This window comes from Microbispora sp. NPDC004025 (assembly GCF_053604425.1).
Genome location: NZ_JBSGHN010000002.1, coordinates 389,002 through 406,989 on the forward strand (window position 1 = coordinate 389,002; position 17,988 = coordinate 406,989).

Sequence of the window (17,988 nt, forward strand, 5' to 3'; positions counted from 1 at the left end):
TCAGGAGAGAATCTTCCGGGCGGCGCGTTCGATGTCGGACTCCGACAGCAGGACGGTGTCGGCGGCCGGGCCGAGCGGCACGAAGCTGTCCTGTGAGGTCACACGGCTGATCGGGCCGCGGAAGCCGTTGTCGACGAGCGCCGTGATCACGCTCTCGGAGACACCGCCGCTGCGGCGGGTCTCGTCGGCGACCAGCACGCGGCCGGTCAGTTCGGCCGCGCGCATGAGGTCGTCGACCGGCAGCGGCGACAGCCACCGCAGGTCGAGCACCCGGCAGCTCATGTCCTCGGCCGTGAGCTTCACCGCCGCCCGCAGGCTCATGCGCAGGCCGTTGCCGTAGGTCACGATGGTCAGGTCACGGCCGTCGCCGTAGGAACGCGCGCGACCGACCGGGACGTGGGTCTCGGCCCAGCGCGCCGGCGGCGCGTACGGCGCGAGCCAGCCGCCGTCGCCCTCATCGAAGAGGTCACGGGTGTGGTAGAGCGCGATGGGTTCGAGGAACACGCAGACGCTGCCGTCCGCGCGGGCGGCGGCCAGGCAGGTGCGCAGCATCGCGGCGGCGTCGTCGGGCCGGGCGGGGGACGCCACGATTACACCGGGGATATCGCGCAATGCGGCTATTGAGTTGTCGTTGTGGAAATGTCCACCAAAGCCCTTTTGGTACGCATATGAGGCGACTCTTACGACCAGCGGGTTGCGATACGCGCCCTGCGAGAAGAACTGCATGGTCGACGCCTCGCCGCGGATCTGATCGAGGGCGTTGTGCACGTAGGCGAGGTACTGGATCTCCGGCACCGGCAGCAGCCCCGACACCCCGCTCCCGAGCGCCAGGCCGAGGATCGCCTGCTCGTCCAGGAGCATGTCGAAGACCCGCTCCGCCCCGAACCTGCGCAGCAGCCCGCGGGTCACGCCGTACACCCCGCCCTTGCGGGCCACGTCCTCGCCGAACACGAGGACCCCGGGGTCCAGCGCCATCGCGTCGGCCAGCGTGCGGTTGACCGCCTGGGCGACGGTCAGCCCGCCCTCCTGCTCCGGCAGGGTGGCGAAGGCGCGCTCGCGCGCCTCGGCGGGCGCGGACCGGACGGCCTCGGCGGCCACCGCGTCGGGACGACGCGGCGCGAGCGGGGCCGTCACCTCCTCGGCCGTGGCGAGCCGGGGCCGGCGCGCGCACTCCAGCGCGAGCTTCAGCACGTGGTCGCGCTCGGCCTCGTAGCGCGCCAGCAGTTCGTCGGGCTCGGCCAGGCCCGCCTCCACCAGCAGCCGCGCCGTACGGACGAGGGGGTCGCGATCCAGGTCGGCGGCGATCTCCCGGCGGGTGCGGTAGCCGATCTCCACGTCGGAACCGGCATGGCCCATCAGGCGCACCGTCTTCAGGTGCAGGAACGCCGGGGCACGGTTGGCGCGCACGTGCTCGACGGCGCGCAGCGCCGCGTCGTAGACGTCGGCCAGGTCGCAGCCGTCCGCCTGGAAATACTCCAGCAGGGGGTGCCTGGCCCGCTCGATCCACTCCGGCGGCGTCTTCACGCTGATGCCGAGGCCGTTGTCCTCGCACACGAAAAGGACCGGGATCTGCAGCCCGCGGTGGCGGCCGTACGCGGCGGTGTTCAGCCCGGTCAGCGCGGTGGCGTGGTTCATCGACGCGTCGCCGAAGCCGCACACGGCGATGGCGTCCCCGGGCCAGGGGGAGTGCAGGCCCAGCGTGCGCGCCCGCTCGATGGCGAAGCCGACGCCGACGGCGCGCGGCAGGTGACTGGCGATCGTGGAGGTCTGCGGGATGACGGCGAGGCCGGGGTGGCCGAACACCTTGTGCCGGCCGCCCGCGATCGGCTCCTCGGCCGACGCCGTGATGCCCAGCAGGACGTCGCGCAGCCCCTCCTCCGCCAGCCGGCCGGCCTGGGCGGAACGGGCCAGGTAGAAGGCGCCGGACCGGTAGTGCAGCAGCGCGGGGTCGTCCACGCGGAGCGCCGCGGCGACGGCGGCGTTCCCCTCGTGCCCCGACGACCCGATCGTGTAGAAGCCCTCGTCGCGCTCACGCATGTGACGGGCGGCGACGTCGAGGAGCCGGCTGCCGAGCTGAACGGCGAACAGTTCACGGCACCGCGTGCCCGTCAGGCCCGTGCCCGGCCGTACCGGCAGGTCCGGATCCCGGGCGGGTCCGGGGGTCAGCGCCCCGACGGCCTCGGCGAAATGCGTCTCCACAACGTCCCGCACCACACGGCCGATTATGTCGCACGATGCACGCTCCGTCCCGCACAGCGACAACTTGGTGCGCCAGCGGTTATGGATCTTCCCGTTTGACACAAATCGATGACGATAGGTCAGTGCGCTCAACCGTCGCCGGTATTCGCCCGTCTACTCGTTATGAATGACGTGGCACCCTCAGGCCGCGTTCAACCACCGGGAAGGATGGTTCACCGGAATGTTGAAACGCATTCAAGCCGCGATCGCGGCAGTGGTCCTGGGAGGGGCGGTCCTCGTCGCGCTCCCGGCCACCGCCGGCGCGGCGACGGCAGCGGGTCCGAGCGACCTGACCGTCTCCCCCAATCCCGTGGTCGTCGCCGGCGGTTCGGGCACGACGGCGACCTTCACCTTCAAGGCGTCGCAGAAGGGCGCGGCGAGGCTCGTCGACCGCGACGGCCGCGCCGTCCCGCTGGACCCCGCGCCCGCGGGCCCCGGCGTCTACGCGGCGAAGTACGGCTTCACCTTCAAGGACGAGCCGGGCGTCTGGAAGCTCCAGGTGCGGGCCGACGGCGGCACCGCGAGCAAGGAGTTCCAGGTCCACTGGACCACCGACCTCGACTTCGACGCCTCCCCTGACGTCGTCGAGCGGGGCGGCCGGATCAGGCTGACCGGCGCGCTGACGTACCTGGACGGCGCCGGCCGGCAGGCGTACGACGGCCAGAGGGTGGACATCGCCTTCAAGCCGGTCGGCGGCTCCTACAGCCGGGTCGGCTCGGTGACGACCGACCGGAACGGCCGGTTCTCCGTCGACGAGAGGGCCGACAGCACCGGCTGGTGGCGGGCCGAGTTCGCCGGCGCCACCGACGCCGAGCCCGCGACGAGCGACAGCGACCGCGTCGACGTCAGGGCCGCGGCCAGCCGTACCCGCATCACCGGATTCGACGCCTCCCCCGAGCCCGTCGACGCCGGTGACACGCTGCGCCTGCGCGGCCGCTTGGAGATCTCCGGCTTCGCCGGGTGGAGCGGCTACCCCGGGCGGAGCGTGAAGATCCTGTTCAAGCCGGCCGGCGGCTACCGCTGGCAGTACGTCACCTCCGACCGGACCGACTCCCGCGGCCGCTTCGCGGCGGACGTCACGGCCAGGACCTCCGGATGGTGGCGGGCCGAGTTCGAGGCGACCGCCGGAGCGGCGTACTCGGCGAGCGCGACCGACTACGTGACGGTCCGCGTGCCCCGGCCGGTGCCTCCGCCCAGGGCCGGCACCCGGGTGATCCTGTTCAACGCGGCCCCGGAGCCGGTGAAGTACCACAGGTACCTCACCTTCCGCGGCAAGCTGCAGGTCTGGGACCACGGCTGGGAGGGCTACGGCCACCAGAAGGTGACCGTCTGGTTCAAGAAGGCCGGCGGCTCCTGGCACTACGTCAAGACGCTGTGGACGAACGGCTCCGGCAAGCTCTGGGGCAAGACCACGGCGTCGGCGTCCGGCTACTGGAAGGTCGTCTTCGCCGGCAACGGTGAGGCCGGCCCGTCCTCCAGCCGGAGCGACTGGGTGCGCGTGAAGCGCTAAGGGATCTGTGAGCCGGCCCGGGGCGTGCGCACGCCCCGGGCCGGTTCATGCCGCGACCGGCGGTCCCGCGGACGGCCGGACCAGCCCCACCAGGGGACCGCGCGTTCACCTTCGCGCCGTCCGTCATGGCGCGTGAATTCGGCGCGCGCCCGCATGTTGTGAGCACACCGTTCCGATAACAATTGCCCCATTGACATCTACTGCCGCTTGGATCGATCCATAACAATGACCGTGTGCCGGAGATATCACCTTTAAGGCCGGGAGACCCGCCACAAATCGGTCGTTACACACTTACCGGTCGTATTGGCGTGGGCGGCCAGGGAACGGTTTACCACGCGGTCGATCCCTCCGGGCAGCCCGTCGCGGTCAAGTGGATCCGGCCCGACCTGACCGGCGACATCGCCGGCGCCCAGCGGTTCCTCCGAGAGGTCGCCGCGGCCAAGAGGGTGGCCGCCTTCTGCACGGCCCAGGTGCTGGACACCGGGGTGGAATACGACCGGCCGTTCATCGTGAGCGAGTTCATCGACGGCCCCTCACTCCAGCAGAGCGTCGCCACCTCGGGCCCCATCAGAGGAAACGCGCTGTCCCGCCTCGCGGTCGGGACGGCCACCGCTCTCGCGGCGATCCATCGTGCCGGGATCGTCCACCGGGACCTCAAGCCACCGAACGTGATCATCGGTCCCGACGGTCCGCGGGTGATCGACTTCGGCATCTCCCGCGCCCTCGACACCACGTCGTCGCTGACCTCCGTGCCGATCGGAACGCCCGCCTACATGGCGCCGGAGCAGTTCCTCAACCAGGACATCGGCCCGGCGGCCGACATGTTCGCCTGGGCCGGCACGATCGTGTTCGCGGCCAGCGGGTCGGGAGCGTTCGGGAACCAGTCGCTGCCCGCCGTCATCAACCGGATCCTGAACGCCCAGCCCGAGATCCGGGACATCGAGGGCAGGCTGCGGGATGTGGTGGCGTCCTGCCTCGACAAGGATCCGGCTCGCAGGCCGTCCGCCCAGCAGGTCATCGACGCGCTGATCGAGCAGTCGGCCCCCGAACCCGCTCCGGAGAGCACTTCCGGGAGTGCCCGGGAAAGCGTTCGCGAGACCGCGCCCGAGCCCGTCGAGAGCGCCCCGGGTACCGCGCCCTCACTCGTCCAGAGGGCGCGGGGAACCGCGCCCGAGTCCGCGCCTCCGGCGGCCGCCGGTGCGGCGTCCACGGCGGCATCCGCGCAGGAGCCGGACCGGGCCGACCGCCCGGAGACGACCACGGAGCCGTCGCCCGCTCCGGGCCCGGTGGGCGTGGTCGCCGCGCCCACGGACGCGGCCACTGATGCGGGCACGAATGCGGCCATGGACGCGCTCACGGATGTCACGGATGCCGCGGACACGGATGGGCACCCGGGCCGCCCGGCCGCCAAGGTCGTCGCGGCGGTCTGCGCCGCGGTGGCGGCGGTCGCCGCGGCCGTTCTCGTCCTGCCTCAGGGCGAGGACCCGGGTGTGGGGGCGGCCAGGGCGCACACGTCCCTGCCGGGCTCGCCGCCGGCGTCCGCGCTCGCCGTCGTCCCCGCCGGACAGGCGAACCCGACGCCGGCCACGGATGCCACCCCGGTCACGAGTCCGAGCGACCCCCGGCCGCAGGGCACCTCCGGCAAGAGCGGCGGAGCGGCCGGCGGAGGGACGACGTTCCAGCGCAAGTCCGAGCCCCGTCCCGGCTCCGGCCCGCGGTCGCCCTCGGCACGGGACGAGGCCGTTCCCACGACGGGTCTCGCCGGGCGGGAACTGCCCGGCGTCTCCGCGGTGCTCCACGAACACCCGGATGACCCGGTGGCGGTCGCCGCGTACCGGGTGACGGACGCCAAGGGGCGCCCGCAGGCTCTGTACACGAGGAGTTCCCCCGGCGCGAAGTTCCGGAAGTGGACGGGCTACTTCCAGGTCGAGGTCTCCCCCGACGGCAGGTACGCGGCGGGTCTGCCGACGGAGTTCACCGACGGCTACGACTCGGTCGACGTCATCGACCTGGAGACCGGCGAGGTCCGCAGGACGCTGACGGTGCGGCAACCCCTCCAGGGCACCAACATCCAGTGGTCGAGGGACGGCCGGAGGGTCCTGCTGACACTGATCATGTTCACCGGTTCCACCGAGGTCACCAGCAAGGGCTTCGTCATGGTGGAGGTGGGAGAGCCGAAGGCACGGGTCGTCACGGTCGCGGACCCCGCCATCGCTCACTCGACGTTCACGTGGGACGCCCGAGACAAGGGCGTGGTCGCGCTCACCGGCACCGGCGGCGCCCGGGGAATACGCTTCTTCGACCGCGCGGGGACGGCGGTGCGCGACATGGCGGTCGGCGCCGTCGCCGACACCGTCCGCGCGGACGAGGTCGGGGTCCTGTTCGCGCCCTCCAGGCGGTCGCTCCTCACCGCCTGCGCCGGGCCGGCGAGGACGTACTGCGTCTGGGACGCGGACACGGGCCGGGAACTGCGGCGGTTCACCGCCGGCTGTCAGTACGTCTACGCCTGGTTCGGCGACGAGCACGTCGTCTGCCAGGCCACCGGGGACGGCGACGACGACGCCATCGTCGTCGCCGGCCTGAACGGCCAGACGGTACGGACCGTCCTGACGGCCGACGACACCACGATGGGGCGCAGGCTCGAGGTCTCCTTCCAGTTCAGGTACTCGTGACCCGGTTCGTCAGAGCCAGTCGCGGCGTTTGAAGACCAGGTAGAGCGTGAGGCAGACGACGCCCATGAGCATGATCGCCATGGGGTATCCGAGCAGCCAGTGCAGCTCGGGCATGTGATCGAAGTTCATCCCGTAGATCGTGCCGACCAGCGTCGGGGCGAACAGGATGGCCGCCCACGCCGAGATCTTCTTGACCTCGTCGCCCTGGGCGATGCTCGCGGCCGTGAGCTTGGTCATCTCCTCGTTCTGCTGCTGACTGACGAGTGTGGCGTTGACGACGAGGATGTCCTGCAGCATCTGCCGGAAGCCCGCCACGCGCTCGGTGACCGTGATGGCGTGGTCGGAGACGTCGCGCAGGTAGCGCTGCAGCTCCTCGTTCACGCCATATTTGGGCGAGCCCGCGATGAAGCCGTCGAGCATCGGGACCAGCGGGCTGGTCGCCCGCTGGAACTCGATGACCTCGCGCGACAGGGCGTAGATGCGCCGGGGCGCGGCCGGGTCCCCGCCGAAGACCTGCACCTCGATCTCGTCGACGTCGTTCTGCAGCCCGGCGACCACCGGCGCGTAGCCGTCCACGACCGCGTCGAGGATCGCGTACAGCACGGCCTGCGGCCCCTGGCGCAGCAGGTCGGGGTCCGACTCCATGCGCCGGCGCACCTTGGACAGGTCGGGCGCCTCGCTGTGCCGTACGGTCAGCACGAAGTCGGGGCCGACGAAGACGTGCAGCTCGCCGAAGGCGACCTTCTCGGGCTGGTCGAGATACTGGGCGGCCCGCAGCACCACGAACAGCGTGTCGCCGTACCGGTCGGCCTTGGGCCGCTGGTGGGCGACGATGGCGTCCTCGATGGCGAGCTCGTGCAGGCCGAACTCCTCGGCCGCCTTGATCAGCTCGGCCTCCTCCGGCCGGTACAGGCCGATCCACGCCATCGCACCCGGCCGCGCGCGCAGCGCGGCGATCGCGTCGCCCAGCGAAAGCGGGGAGGCCACGCGCTCGCCGTCCACGTACACGGCGTTGTCGATCACGCTGTGCCGGAACGTCTCCTCCTCGCCCGCGCGGGGGTCCATGGAGTGCTCGGGAGCCTGCTCCGGTTTCGCCCTCATCAGCCCACTCAATCCGCGCAGTCCACGCATACGCCGCTCAGCCACACGTAGAAGGTAACCGCCCTCACATCGAGCACCGGCCCCCGCCACCCGGCATGGGCACACTCCGAACATCCGCGCGCGCTGTCCGTCTCCGGCGAGCCGAAAGTCGAGGCCACGCCGGTGACCACCGGAGAAAGCCCGGAAAGAAAAGCAGACCGTTGAAAATCGAACCAAACAAGGCCCTTGACCGATTTGTGATCGGCTTCGTACCATCCTTACAGAGCTGGGACGGGGGACGTCGACAGCCGAAAACGGGGCATTACCCCTTCTCCTGTATCGCGAGAGGAGGTGTGTCATGAAGTCCTACGTGAAGCCGGTCGTCATCGAACTCCGCCGCATGGTGGTCGACGGCGGCCACTGATGTGAAACGTACGCACCATTCGCTCTCGCCCTCGGGGAGGAGGTGTGTCATGAAGTCCTACGTGAAGCCGGTCGTTATCGAGCTGCGCCGCATGGTCGTCGACGGCGGCCACTGATTCGCTGAATCCGGCCCTTTGCCCGGCATACTTCCGTCACCGGATATGCCGCAGTGAAATCCCCCGTCCCAGCTCGTCAAAAGGACCCCAGTGATCACTGCAGCCGAGTGCAAGACCTATGCCGAGTTCGTCGAGAAGTACCAGTGGTATGTCTACCCGGTCCTTTCCGCCCGCATTTCGAGGATTCACGGCCTCGGCTCGCGGGCCGGGGTGGCGATCGACATGGGCACCGGCCCGGGCCACCTGACCGCGTACCTCGCCAGGGACCACGCCGAGGTCGTCCACGCGGTCGACATCAATCCCGCGATGCACGAGATCGCCAGGGCCACCTGCGAGCGGCTCGACCCTCCCGGCAAGATCTTCTTCGACCTCGCCGACGTACACGACCTGCCCTATCCGGACGGCCACGCGGATCTCGTGGTCTCCTACTCCTGCTTCCACCACTGGGCCGACCCCGTACGCGGCCTGGAGGAGTGCCTGCGCGTCCTGCGGCCCGGCGGGCTCCTCTACCTGACCGACACCGACGGAGCGCGGCGCGACGCCGGTTCGATCATCGAGGAGACGGTGGTCGAACCGGAGTATTTCCGATTCGTGGCCGAGGCCTTCGAGGAAAGCGTCGACCGCGCCGCCGTGGCCGCACTCGTCCAATCCGCAGGAGTGCCGGAATTCACGCTGCGGGATTTCGTCCTAGAGGAGGAGGACGTCATGTCGGCCATCGACGACCTCCCGCCCGGGCGGTCACTCCCGGCGGTGAGCGAGAAGGAGCTGGGAGCCGTTTCCTGGGAACTCGTAATAAGAAAACCCCGCTGATCGCCGTCCACAGCGAAAGGACCGTTCCGTGGCCATCACCGCCGACACGATCGTCGCTCCGGCACCCGGCGTCGAAACCCGGAGATATCTCAAGGGAATGGTGATCGACCCGGGCATCTCCCTCAACGAGGTGGCCTCTTTCATCTTCAGTCAGTTCGACGGCGAAAGGTCGCTCAAGCAGGTGGCCGAAGCCGTTACCCGCGAATATCAGATAAGCCTCGACGACTGCCTTCCGGACGTGATCGGCACCGCCTCGGAACTCGTCGAGTTCAATGTCGTGAAAATCGTCTCGCCGTGACGGCCGGCGGCGTCGACTATCAGTCTCTCGCCCGTTCGCGCGCGAACGGAATGGTCAACTACATCGCCTTGCTGATCGCGCTGGCGAGGGACACGGGCCGCGGCACCGAGGACCTGGCCCAGTGGGTTCAGCGGCCGTACGAGGAGCTGGGCCTGTACGCGGAGCTGGCGCGGCTCCCGGCGGCGGAACGGCTCAAACTCGCGGCCGAGCGCTTCGCCGCCGGCCGCCGGCTCCTCTACGACGAGGTCGACGTGGCGGAGCTCACGGACAGGCCCGGATACCGCATCCGCAGCCGCGTCTGGTACGCGGACCGGCAGATCGAGACGGCCGCGTTGTTCGGCGTCCCGATCGAGGAGATCCGCTCCTACGCGGCGCTGCTGGCCACACGGCAGCTCTCGCTGCAGGGCATCCGCGCGGTGGTCACCCCGGACGGCGCCCACGAGATCGCCGAACTCACACCGGACGAGACGGAAGGGGTGTAGATGAGCTCGCGGGCAGGAGAGGGAGCCCGGGCGCGAACGCCCCACCCCGCCCGTCTCATCGTGCTGGCGACCTCGGCCGCGGTGATCGCGAGCGTGATGAGCACGTCCATGCTGAACCTCGCCCAGCCGGACCTCGTCCGGGCCTTCGGGGTGGGATACGAGTCGCTGCAGTGGCGGCACGTCGTCTTCTGGACCGCCCTGGGGGTCGGCATGCCGACCCTGGGCCGGCTCTGCCGGTCCGTACGGCCCCGCACGCTCATCCTCACGGGACTCGCGTTGTTCCTGGTCTCGGCCGTGGGCAGTGCGACCACCCGCACCTTCGGCCTGTGGCTCGGCTGGCAGGCGCTGCAAGGGCTGGCGGACGCGTTCATCGTCCCCGCGCAGTCGGTGATCATCCGGCAGGTCCTGCCGGAGGAACGGCGCGGATGGGCCTTCGGCATCATGGCCTCGGTGATCGCGGCGGCCAACGTCGTGGGCCCGGGGATCGGCGGGCTCATCCTCCAGTTCGGCGCCTGGCCGATGATCTTCTGGTTCATGTGCGTCGTCGGGATCCTCGCGGCGATCGCCTCGCTCGTCCTGATCCCCGCGAGCCCTCCGGAGGGCGGCGGCACCGTGCGGCTCCCGCTGGCCGCGGCCGTGCTGTTCGCCGTGATGGTCGTCGGTGTGCAGGCGCTGCTGATGCCCGGCGAGTGGGCGTCCGGCCGCGGGTACGCCTGGTTGCCGGTGCTGGCGGTGGCGGCGGCGTGTTTCCGCCTGCTGGAGAGCCGGGCGGCCGACGACCGGCGGTTCGCCCCGCGTTCCCTGTTCCTGCACCGGGACTTCCTGGTCGCGATGGTGCGCGGGTTCATCGTCTTCACCGCGGTCAACGCCGTCTTCTTCTTCCTGCCCAGCCACCTGCGGGAGTCGGGGCAGCTTCCGGCGGGGCTGGCGGGGGCGCTGCTGCTCGCCTCGGCGATCATCCGGGTGTCGCTCGGCGGGTGGGGCGGACGCCGGTCCGACGCCGACCTGTCCAAGTCCCTGAGCGTGGGAGTCGTGCTGGTCATCGCGGCGATCCTGCTGTTCCTGCCCGGCGGGCCGGGCACGATGCTCTACCTGGCGGTCCCCGCGCTCGTCCTGTCGTCGGTGGGCTCCGTCCTCCTGACGCCCGGCCTCAACAAGCTCGGCATGCGGGCGATGCCCGAGGGCGACACGGGAACCTTCGCCGGGTTCTTCCAGCTCGCCCAGTTCCTCCCCGGAGGGCTGGCGGGAGCGGCCTTCGGGCGGCTCGTCGAGGACGGCCGCACGGGCGGCTTCGACACCGCGGGATACCGATGGGTGCTCGTCATCTCGGCCCTGCTGCTCCTGGTGGCCCTGCTGCTGGCACGCCGCGCGGAGCGCCGGCCGGATCAGCGGCACGCCGGGGCGCTCGCGGCACGGCCGATGGCGGTTCAGGAGGTGGAGTGATGTGCGGCATCGCGGCCGTGTTCGCGATCGGCGGCAGTGTTCTGGACGACGAGGACAGGGCGGCGGCCGACCGGATGATCCGCGCCATGGCGCACCGCGGACCCGACGGCGACCACGCCGCCGACGGCGCCGGGCACGCGCTGCGGTTCGCGCGGCTGGCCGTCTTCGGGCTGGCCGACGGGCGGCAGCCGTTCGCCTCCCGGGACGGCCGGCTGCTCACCATGGTCAACGGGGAGATCTACAACCACGCCGAGCTACGCGCGCGCCATCCCGGACGGCCGGTCACCGGCACGTCGGACTGCGCCGTCGTCCACGACCTGTTCCCCGAGCACCGGGAGAAGGTCTTCCCGATGCTGCGGGGGATGTACGCCGCGTGCCTGCTCGACCGGGAGCGCCACGAGCTGCACCTGGTCAGGGACCCCTTCGGCGTCAAGCCCCTCTACTATTCGCGGCTGGGCGACCGGATCCACGTCGCGTCCGAGCTGAAGGGGTTGTTCGCCGGCGGCACCCCGGCCACCCCCGACTGGGGCCGGGCGCTGCGCGACTCCTCGTTCACCATCACCGGCGGCGTCTCCACGCAGACCGACCAGACGTACTTCCTGCACGCCCGCACGGTGCCCGCCGGCGGCGGAGTGACGATCGACCTCCGCACGGGCGAGGAACGCGCGTGGGAGCACTGGCGGCCCCCTGTCGGTGCCGTCCCCGAACCGGCCGCGACGGGCGAGCCGGAGGCGTACACGCGCGAGTACCGCCGGCTGTTCGAGCAGGCGGTACGGCGCTCCTGCATGACCGAGACGCCCATGGCCGTCTTCCTCAGCGGTGGGGTGGACTCGGTCGCCGTGGCCGCGCTGGCGGCCAGGGAACGGCAGCTCACGGCGTGGACCGTGCTCAGCCCGAGCACCGTGGAGAGCGGCGACTTCGCCGCGGCCGTGGGCACCTCGCGCAAGCTCGGCATCGACCTGCACTGGGTCGACACCTGCGACGTCGAACGCGGCCTGACCGCGGAGGACTGGCTGTGGGTCCTCCGGTGCGCCGAGACGCCGCTCGCGGGGCCCGAGCAGTTCTACAAGCTGCTCATGCTGGCGTCGGCCAGGGCCGCGGGGATGGATTTCAAGGCGATACTCACCGGCCAGGGCAGCGACGAGTTCAACGGAGGCTACTCCACCGTCGTCAACCTCGCCGGGGACGGCTCGTGGGCGGGGTTCGAGGCGGCGCTCGCGTCCCGCGAGCGGCGTTCCCTGCTCGACGCGCTCCCCGGCTCGTACGGCTCGCTGGAGGAGGCCGTGGGCCCCTGCCTGCGCACGGAATGGCTGGCCGGGCGGCTCGGCGGGCGGGCCGGCGATCCCTACGACGGCTACATCCTGGGGAAGGCGGCCGATCTCCAGCGGTTCAACTGCTGGCACGAGGACCGCGTGGCCTCGGCGTACGCCGCGGAGAGCAGGCCGGTCTTCCTCGATGTCGACCTGGTGGAGTTCTCGATCCGCCTCCCGGCCCGCCTGCGCCCGGTCCTCCTCGACGACAAGCGGATACTCCGCGACGCCGTGCGCGGCCTCGTGCCGCCCGAGATCGCCGAACGCGGGAAGGCCCCGTTCTTCTACGCCGCCGACCGCACCGTCGCCCTCGCCATGCTGCGCAACCTGCTGACCCGGCACGGGGACACGCTGGTCGAGGCCGCGACGGCCGGAGCCGTCTCCGGGACGGTCCTCGACCCGGACGTGCTGCGGTCGGCGATCCGGCACGCGCTCGACCATCCGCTGGGGGCGGGCCTGGAGCAGGTCCTGCGCCTGATCTCCCTCGGCGCCCTGGAGACGGTGCTCGCGTCCCCCGGAGGGCGGGCACGGCCGGCCGGCGGCACACTCCAGGCCCCCGCGTCGTCCCTGTCCGCCTCCCCCGGCGTGGACGAGGAGACCGTACGGGCCCGGGTGCGGGAGTCACGGCCGCGGATCGGCGCGGACACCGTCGTCGGCCTCCTCGGGGACGTCGTCCTGCTGACTCCCCACGGCCCGGGACAGGACGGGCAGGAGACGCTCCTGATCGCGCGGGCCGGCACGATCGAGTACGAGGTCACGCGGGAGGCCGACCCGGCGCTCTTCGACGTGCTGCGCGCCCTGACCGCACCCCGGACGATCGCCGAACTGGCCGGCTCGACCGGCATTCCGCAGGAACAGGTCGAGACGGCGGCCGAATCGCTGCTGCGCTACGCACTCGCCGAACTCACAGAAAGCTGAGAGGCCATGAACGACACCACCGAGGCGCTCGACCTCCTCTTCGAACCGGTCGGCGGCATCGAGAAGTTCCGGCAGGAGTACTGGCCGGGCAGGTTCGTCACGGCGGAGGGCTCCCCCGAGCGGCTGGCCGCCCTCACCGGCGGACGGGCCATGACCAGCCTGGAAGACGTGCTCGCGGTGTACGACAACCCCGTCATGGTGGTGGGCCCCTGTGTCGTCGACGCCACCGGCGGGATCACGGACCGCTTCCTGGTCCCTCCGGACGAGGCACTCGCGTGGTACGAGCAGGGGGCCGCCCTGGAGATGGATTTCGCGCACTTCTTCCTGCCCGGCATGTCCCACCTGGTGTCCGCCGCGCGGAAGTTCTTCGGCCTGCCGGGGGGCACGGTCGCCAAGGGCATCGTCTACGCGGCCAAGCACGGCGGCGGCTTCCCCGTGCATTTCGACGCGTACGTCAACTTCGTCTTCCAGGTGGCCGGCGAGAAGGTGTGGCGGGTCCGGGAGAACGAGAACACCACACTGCCGATCCAGCACTACGACCTGGCCCAGTATCCGTACCTGCCCGAGGGCGTCCAGCGCGTCTGGACGGGTGAGCCCCCCGCCGAAGGGCTGCCCGACGGCCGGGAGGTCGTGCTGCGCCCCGGCTCGATGCTCTTCCTCCCGCGCGGCCTGTGGCACTGCACCGCCTCGGGCGAGGCGACGCTCTCGATCAACATCACGCTCGGACAGCCCACCTGGCTCGATCTCGTCCAGCACGCCGTGCGGCGCGGCCTGCTCGACCTCGACGAGTGGCGCGAGCTGGTCTGGACGGACGCGGACGGCGAACTGACTCCCGACGCGCGCGCCAACGTGGAACGCGCGCTGCGCGAGGCGGGGGCGCGGCTGGCCCGCCTCACCCCGGAGGACCTGCTGGGCGAGCGCGACCAGGCGCTCGATCCCTACCAGGAGACCCAGGGCTCGTTCCGCCGCTCTCTCGGGTTCGCGCGCATGCTGAACGTGGTGCCGCCCCAGGCGCCGTCTCAGCCCGCACGCTAGAGGAGCAGTTCGAGTTCGAGTTCGTGACGGATCGGGATGCCGTCGGCGCGGGTGGGGATGGAGGGCTTCAGCCCGCGCGCGGCCTCGACCGCGTCGCGGTGGACCGCCACCAGGTCGAACCCGTACCGCTGGTAGAAGCGCAGGGCGCGGGTGTTCTCGTTCGTGGTGACCAGCCAGAGCCGCCGGACGCCCGCGCGCTCCGCCTCGGCGCGCACCCCGTCCAGCAGTGCCCGCCCGACACCCCGCCCGGCCTCGGTCGCGTCGAGTGTCACGATCTCCCATTCGACGTCCGAAATCGCCCGGTACGTCAGCAGTCCCACGGGCCGTCCCTCCACCCTGGCGAGGAGCGCTCGCTGCGCGGACGCGTCGATGAGCTCGCCGTGAACGGCGACGTGAGGGCCGCCCCACGACTCGGCGAGGATGCTCCTGACGGACTCCGCGTCCGCCGGCTCCGCAGGACCGACGGTGACGGCTCGCTCGGCGATGGGCATGCCCGGAGTGTACCGATCAACGCCGGCCGGGGTGGTGGGCGTGTCCGCGGCCGGGGGGCGGCCGCCGTACGATTCCGGGGGTGACCCCCCTGAAGGCCCTGTGGAACCACCTGACCGCCGTCCAGGTCGCGCCCCCGCTCTGGCTGGTCGTCCTGTCCGGGTTCGCCGCCCTCATCGTCGTCGCCTACCCGGCGTCGTGGCACATCTCCCGCGGCCTGATCACGATCGCGCACGAGGGAGGCCACGCGCTGGTCGCGGTGCTGACCCGGCGCAAGCTGCGGGGCATCCGCCTCCACTCGGACACCTCGGGCGTGACGCTCACCAGAGGCAGGCCCACGGGGCCCGGCATGATCGCCACAGCCGCGGCGGGGTACGTCGCGCCCTCGCTGATCGGGCTGGGGGCGGCCCGGCTCGTCGCCGACGGGCGGATCACGATGCTGCTGTGGGGCGTGCTCGCGCTGCTGACGTGCATGCTGCTGATGATCAGGAACTTCTTCGGCGCCGTGTCGCTGCTCGCCGTGGGCGGCGCGGTCTTCGCGCTGTCCTGGTTCGCGCCGGCCGACGTCCAGTCGGCCTGCGCGTACGTCGCCGCGTGGTTCCTGCTGCTCGGTGGCGTACGGCCGATCCTCGAACTGCAGAGCAAGCGGCGCGTCGGACGCGCGCCCGACTCCGACGCCGACCAGCTCGCCCGCCTGACCCGGGTGCCCGGCACGTTCTGGGTGCTGCTGTTTCTGCTCGTCTCCGCCGCCGCGCTCGTCTACGGCGGTTTTCTGCTCACGGCCCGCTGGCTGCCTCTGTGAGCTGTTGACCTTGCCGCGACGTCAACGTCTCTAATGGGGGCATGCGGATCGGCGAACTGGCCGCGCTCGTCGGGGTGTCCACCCGCACCGTGCGGCACTACCACCACCAGGGCGTGCTGCCCGAACCGTCGCGGCGGCGCAACGGCTACCGGGAGTACGGCCTGCGCGACGCGCTCCTGCTCGCCCGGGCCCGCCGGCTGACCGAGCTGGGCCTGTCGCTTGACGAGGTGCGCGACGTGCTGACCGGCGACTCCGCCCGGGAACTACGGGAGATCCTGCTGGAGCTGGACGCCGACCTCGCCCGGCAGGAGGCGGCGATCAGGGCCAGGCGCGGGCGGCTCGCCGCGCTGCTGAGCGAGGAGTCGCCGTCACCGGACGACGCCGTCTCGCCGGCGATGGCCGAGTTCCTGCGGTGCCTCGAACCCGTGCGCGACTCCCCGTTCGCGGCGGCCGAGGCCGAACTGCTCGCCCTCCTCGACGCGGCGGCCGACCCGGAGGACCGGGATCGCCTGCTGGAGCTGATGCGGCCCATGACCACACCGGATGCGGTCGCCCGGGCCGAGGCGTTGCACCGGAGGCTGGCGGAGCTGGACGGCGCCGACCCCGCCGACCCGCGGGTGGCCGCCCTCGCCGCCGACCTCGCCGCCCACCTGCCCCGCGAGCTCGCCGCCTCGCTGGCCTCCGCGATGCCCGCCGCCGGCGACCCGTTCGCCCAGGCGTTCCTCGCCGATCTGTCCCCCGCGCAGGCCGAGGTCGCGCGGCGGGCCATGATGCTGCTCGCCGACGGAGCGGCGTCGTGAGGCACGCGATCGGCTACAGCCGGGAGCAGACGCCGACGATGGCGGTGCTGCTGGTCGTACTGGTCCTGGAGACCGTGGCCATGGACCTGCTGCTGCGCCGGTTCGGGCTGCCGGACGCGCCGTGCCTGGTGATCCTGGCCCTCGACGCGGCGTCGGCCCTCGGCGTCCTCGGCGTCATGGTGAGCTGCGCCCGCCGGCCGCACACCGTCTCGCCGGACGCGCTGCGCCTGCGGTACGGCCGGCTGTTCAGCGTGGACGTCCCCGTTCGACTCGTCGCGTCGGCGCGCGTCGACCGCCGCTACGACGAGAAGAGGCTCCTGCGCCTCACGGACGGCGAGCTCGCCCTCGCGGTCTCGTCCCAGACCAACCTCGTGGTCGAGCTGCGCGAACCGATCGAGGTGTCCCCTCCGCGCCGTCCCTGGCAGGCGGCACGCCCGGCGACGGCCGTCCGGCGGGTGCGCTTCTTCGCCGACGATCCCGCGGCCGCGGTCCGGGCCGTCGCCGCGCTCACCACGACGACCACGGGCGAGCCCGCCCCCTGACCTGTCCGGGCCTGTGGGGTCACGACGCGGCCGGTGCCGCCTCGCCGGCGGCGAGGACGGCGGCGAGCGCGGCGGGGGTGATGTTGCGGCCCGAGACCACCGCCACGACCCGTCCGTGCACGGCGACCTTCCCGGCGAGCAGGGCGGCGACCGGTACCGCTCCGGCGCCCTCGGCCACGTGTCCGCGCTCCGCGGCCAGGTAGCGCAGCGCGGCTCGGATCTCGTCCTCGGTCACCGTGACCAGTTGGTGCACATGTCGCGCGACGAGGCCGATGGTGGCCGAACCCGGCTCGATGTTCCCGGCGAGGCCGTCGGCGAGGGTCAGGCCGACCTCGACGGGCACGCGACGGCCCGCGGCGACCGCCGCGGACACGGCGGTGGAGGCCGCGGCCTCCACTCCGACGACGCGCACGTCCGCGCGGCCCGCCGCCCACAGCCCCAGCCCGGACGCGAGCCCTCCGCCGCCGATCGCGCACACCACGGTCAGCGGGCCGTCGAACTGCTCGTCCAGCTCGTGGCCGATCGTGCCTTGGCCCGCGATGACGTACGGATCGTTGTAGGCCGATATGTAGTGGCAGCCCGGCGCCTCGGCGAGCGCGAGCGCGTGTTCCTCCGCCTCGTCGAAACCGTCACCCGTGCGCACCAGGTCCACGTGCAGGCGGCGCAGCCCGTCCACCTTCGCGACCGAGGCGGTCTCCGGAACCACCACCGTCGCCCGCCGGCCGAGCCTCCCGGCCGCGTAGGCGACGCCCAGCCCGTGGTTGCCGGCCGACGCCGTCACCACGCGGGTGCCCGGCGCGGCGGCCACGGCGTTCAGCGCGCCCCGGACCTTGAACGACCCCGTGGGCTGCAGGCTCTCCAGCTTCAGCCCGGGGTCGCCGGGCGTGCCCGCGCCCGGGTCCACCGGAGTGGGACGAAGGTGCGCGCGGATCACCTGCCTGGCGTTCTCCAGGTCGTCCCGGCGAGGGATGACGACGTCTCCTGCCGATCGGTTCTCGCTCATATCCCGATCATGCGGGT

Annotated in this window: 15 protein-coding genes; 11 read left to right on the plus strand and 4 right to left on the minus strand. The window is 71.7% G+C overall.

The features are described from left to right. On the minus strand, window positions 1-2,214 hold the full coding sequence (locus ACWEQG_RS06165) for a thiamine pyrophosphate-dependent enzyme (protein WP_452282196.1): 2,214 nt from the start codon (window positions 2,212-2,214) through the stop codon (window positions 1-3). 205 nt (window positions 2,215-2,419) lie between these two features. Here ACWEQG_RS06165 and ACWEQG_RS06170 point away from each other — a divergent pair, with 205 nt between their 5' ends. Both ACWEQG_RS06170 and ACWEQG_RS06175 read left to right on the plus strand, forming a co-directional pair. Continuing rightward, window positions 2,420-3,748 (plus strand): hypothetical protein, encoded by a 1,329-nt coding sequence (locus ACWEQG_RS06170; RefSeq protein ID WP_452282198.1) that lies wholly within the window; start codon window positions 2,420-2,422, stop codon window positions 3,746-3,748. 233 nt (window positions 3,749-3,981) lie between these two features. Next, complete coding sequence (locus tag ACWEQG_RS06175) at window positions 3,982-6,420, plus strand: protein kinase domain-containing protein (protein WP_452282200.1); 2,439 nt, start codon at window positions 3,982-3,984, stop codon at window positions 6,418-6,420. A 9-nt stretch (window positions 6,421-6,429) separates the two neighbouring features. Here ACWEQG_RS06175 and ACWEQG_RS06180 read toward each other — a convergent pair whose 3' ends face one another. Continuing rightward, entirely contained in the window at window positions 6,430-7,521 is a 1,092-nt protein-coding gene (locus tag ACWEQG_RS06180) for a magnesium and cobalt transport protein CorA (RefSeq protein ID WP_452282202.1), read from the minus strand. A gap of 608 nt (window positions 7,522-8,129) precedes the next feature. Between ACWEQG_RS06180 and ACWEQG_RS06185 the strand changes: the two genes are divergently transcribed. Genes ACWEQG_RS06185 through ACWEQG_RS06210 form a run of 6 tightly spaced genes read left to right on the plus strand, consistent with a single transcriptional unit; the run spans window position 8,130 to window position 14,335 of the window. Beyond that, window positions 8,130-8,849 carry a class I SAM-dependent methyltransferase gene (locus tag ACWEQG_RS06185; RefSeq protein WP_452282204.1) on the plus strand — a complete coding sequence of 240 codons (720 nt, stop codon included), beginning with the start codon at window positions 8,130-8,132 and terminating at the stop codon, window positions 8,847-8,849. 28 nt (window positions 8,850-8,877) lie between these two features. Further along, a complete protein-coding gene (locus ACWEQG_RS06190) occupies window positions 8,878-9,147 on the plus strand; it encodes a PqqD family protein (RefSeq protein WP_363470670.1) in 270 nt (89 codons plus the stop codon). Then, window positions 9,144-9,629, plus strand: a complete 486-nt coding sequence (locus ACWEQG_RS06195; protein WP_452282205.1) for a hypothetical protein — start codon at window positions 9,144-9,146, stop codon at window positions 9,627-9,629. The genes ACWEQG_RS06190 and ACWEQG_RS06195 overlap by 4 nt, the downstream gene beginning before the upstream one ends. Continuing rightward, window positions 9,630-11,072: an MFS transporter gene (locus tag ACWEQG_RS06200; RefSeq protein ID WP_452282207.1), complete on the plus strand. Its 1,443-nt coding sequence runs from the start codon at window positions 9,630-9,632 to the stop codon at window positions 11,070-11,072. Continuing rightward, complete coding sequence (gene asnB / locus ACWEQG_RS06205) at window positions 11,072-13,300, plus strand: asparagine synthase (glutamine-hydrolyzing) (RefSeq protein ID WP_452282209.1); 2,229 nt, start codon at window positions 11,072-11,074, stop codon at window positions 13,298-13,300. Before ACWEQG_RS06200 ends, asnB begins: the two co-directional genes overlap by 1 nt. 6 nt (window positions 13,301-13,306) lie before the next feature. Beyond that, window positions 13,307-14,335, plus strand: a complete 1,029-nt coding sequence (locus tag ACWEQG_RS06210) for a JmjC domain-containing protein (RefSeq protein WP_452282210.1) — start codon at window positions 13,307-13,309, stop codon at window positions 14,333-14,335. Here ACWEQG_RS06210 and ACWEQG_RS06215 read toward each other — a convergent pair. Beyond that, the gene (locus tag ACWEQG_RS06215) at window positions 14,332-14,826 is read right to left on the minus strand and encodes an N-acetyltransferase family protein (protein WP_452282212.1); all 495 of its coding nucleotides are present in this window, start codon (window positions 14,824-14,826) and stop codon (window positions 14,332-14,334) included. The two genes, ACWEQG_RS06210 and ACWEQG_RS06215, sit on opposite strands and share 4 nt — an antisense overlap. An 89-nt stretch (window positions 14,827-14,915) precedes the next feature. Between ACWEQG_RS06215 and ACWEQG_RS06220 the strand changes: the two genes are divergently transcribed. Genes ACWEQG_RS06220 through ACWEQG_RS06230 form a run of 3 tightly spaced genes read left to right on the plus strand, consistent with a single transcriptional unit; the run spans window position 14,916 to window position 16,968 of the window. Further along, entirely contained in the window at window positions 14,916-15,626 is a 711-nt protein-coding gene (locus tag ACWEQG_RS06220; RefSeq protein ID WP_452282874.1) for a M50 family metallopeptidase, read from the plus strand. Window positions 15,627-15,667: 41 nt separating this feature from the next. Then, window positions 15,668-16,426, plus strand: a complete 759-nt coding sequence (locus ACWEQG_RS06225; protein WP_452282214.1) for a MerR family transcriptional regulator — start codon at window positions 15,668-15,670, stop codon at window positions 16,424-16,426. Further along, window positions 16,423-16,968, plus strand: coding sequence for a hypothetical protein (locus ACWEQG_RS06230; RefSeq protein WP_452282216.1), 546 nt, complete (start codon window positions 16,423-16,425; stop codon window positions 16,966-16,968). Before ACWEQG_RS06225 ends, ACWEQG_RS06230 begins: the two co-directional genes overlap by 4 nt. Before the next feature lie 19 nt (window positions 16,969-16,987). Here the strand turns inward: ACWEQG_RS06230 and ACWEQG_RS06235 are convergent, their stop codons facing one another. Further along, window positions 16,988-17,971: a threonine ammonia-lyase gene (locus ACWEQG_RS06235; RefSeq protein WP_452282217.1), complete on the minus strand. Its 984-nt coding sequence runs from the start codon at window positions 17,969-17,971 to the stop codon at window positions 16,988-16,990. Window positions 17,972-17,988 lie beyond the last annotated feature (17 nt).

Coding starts and splice junctions, on each gene's coding strand:
- asnB (WP_452282209.1), top strand. CDS start 11,072: ATGTGCGGCATCGCGGCCGTGTTCGCGATCGGCGGCAGTGTTCTGGAC.
- ACWEQG_RS06215 (WP_452282212.1), bottom strand. CDS start 14,826: ATGCCCATCGCCGAGCGAGCCGTCACCGTCGGTCCTGCGGAGCCGGCG.
- ACWEQG_RS06200 (WP_452282207.1), top strand. CDS start 9,630: ATGAGCTCGCGGGCAGGAGAGGGAGCCCGGGCGCGAACGCCCCACCCC.
- ACWEQG_RS06235 (WP_452282217.1), bottom strand. CDS start 17,971: ATGAGCGAGAACCGATCGGCAGGAGACGTCGTCATCCCTCGCCGGGAC.
- ACWEQG_RS06210 (WP_452282210.1), top strand. CDS start 13,307: ATGAACGACACCACCGAGGCGCTCGACCTCCTCTTCGAACCGGTCGGC.
- ACWEQG_RS06170 (WP_452282198.1), top strand. CDS start 2,420: ATGTTGAAACGCATTCAAGCCGCGATCGCGGCAGTGGTCCTGGGAGGG.
- ACWEQG_RS06180 (WP_452282202.1), bottom strand. CDS start 7,521: ATGAGGGCGAAACCGGAGCAGGCTCCCGAGCACTCCATGGACCCCCGC.
- ACWEQG_RS06225 (WP_452282214.1), top strand. CDS start 15,668: ATGCGGATCGGCGAACTGGCCGCGCTCGTCGGGGTGTCCACCCGCACC.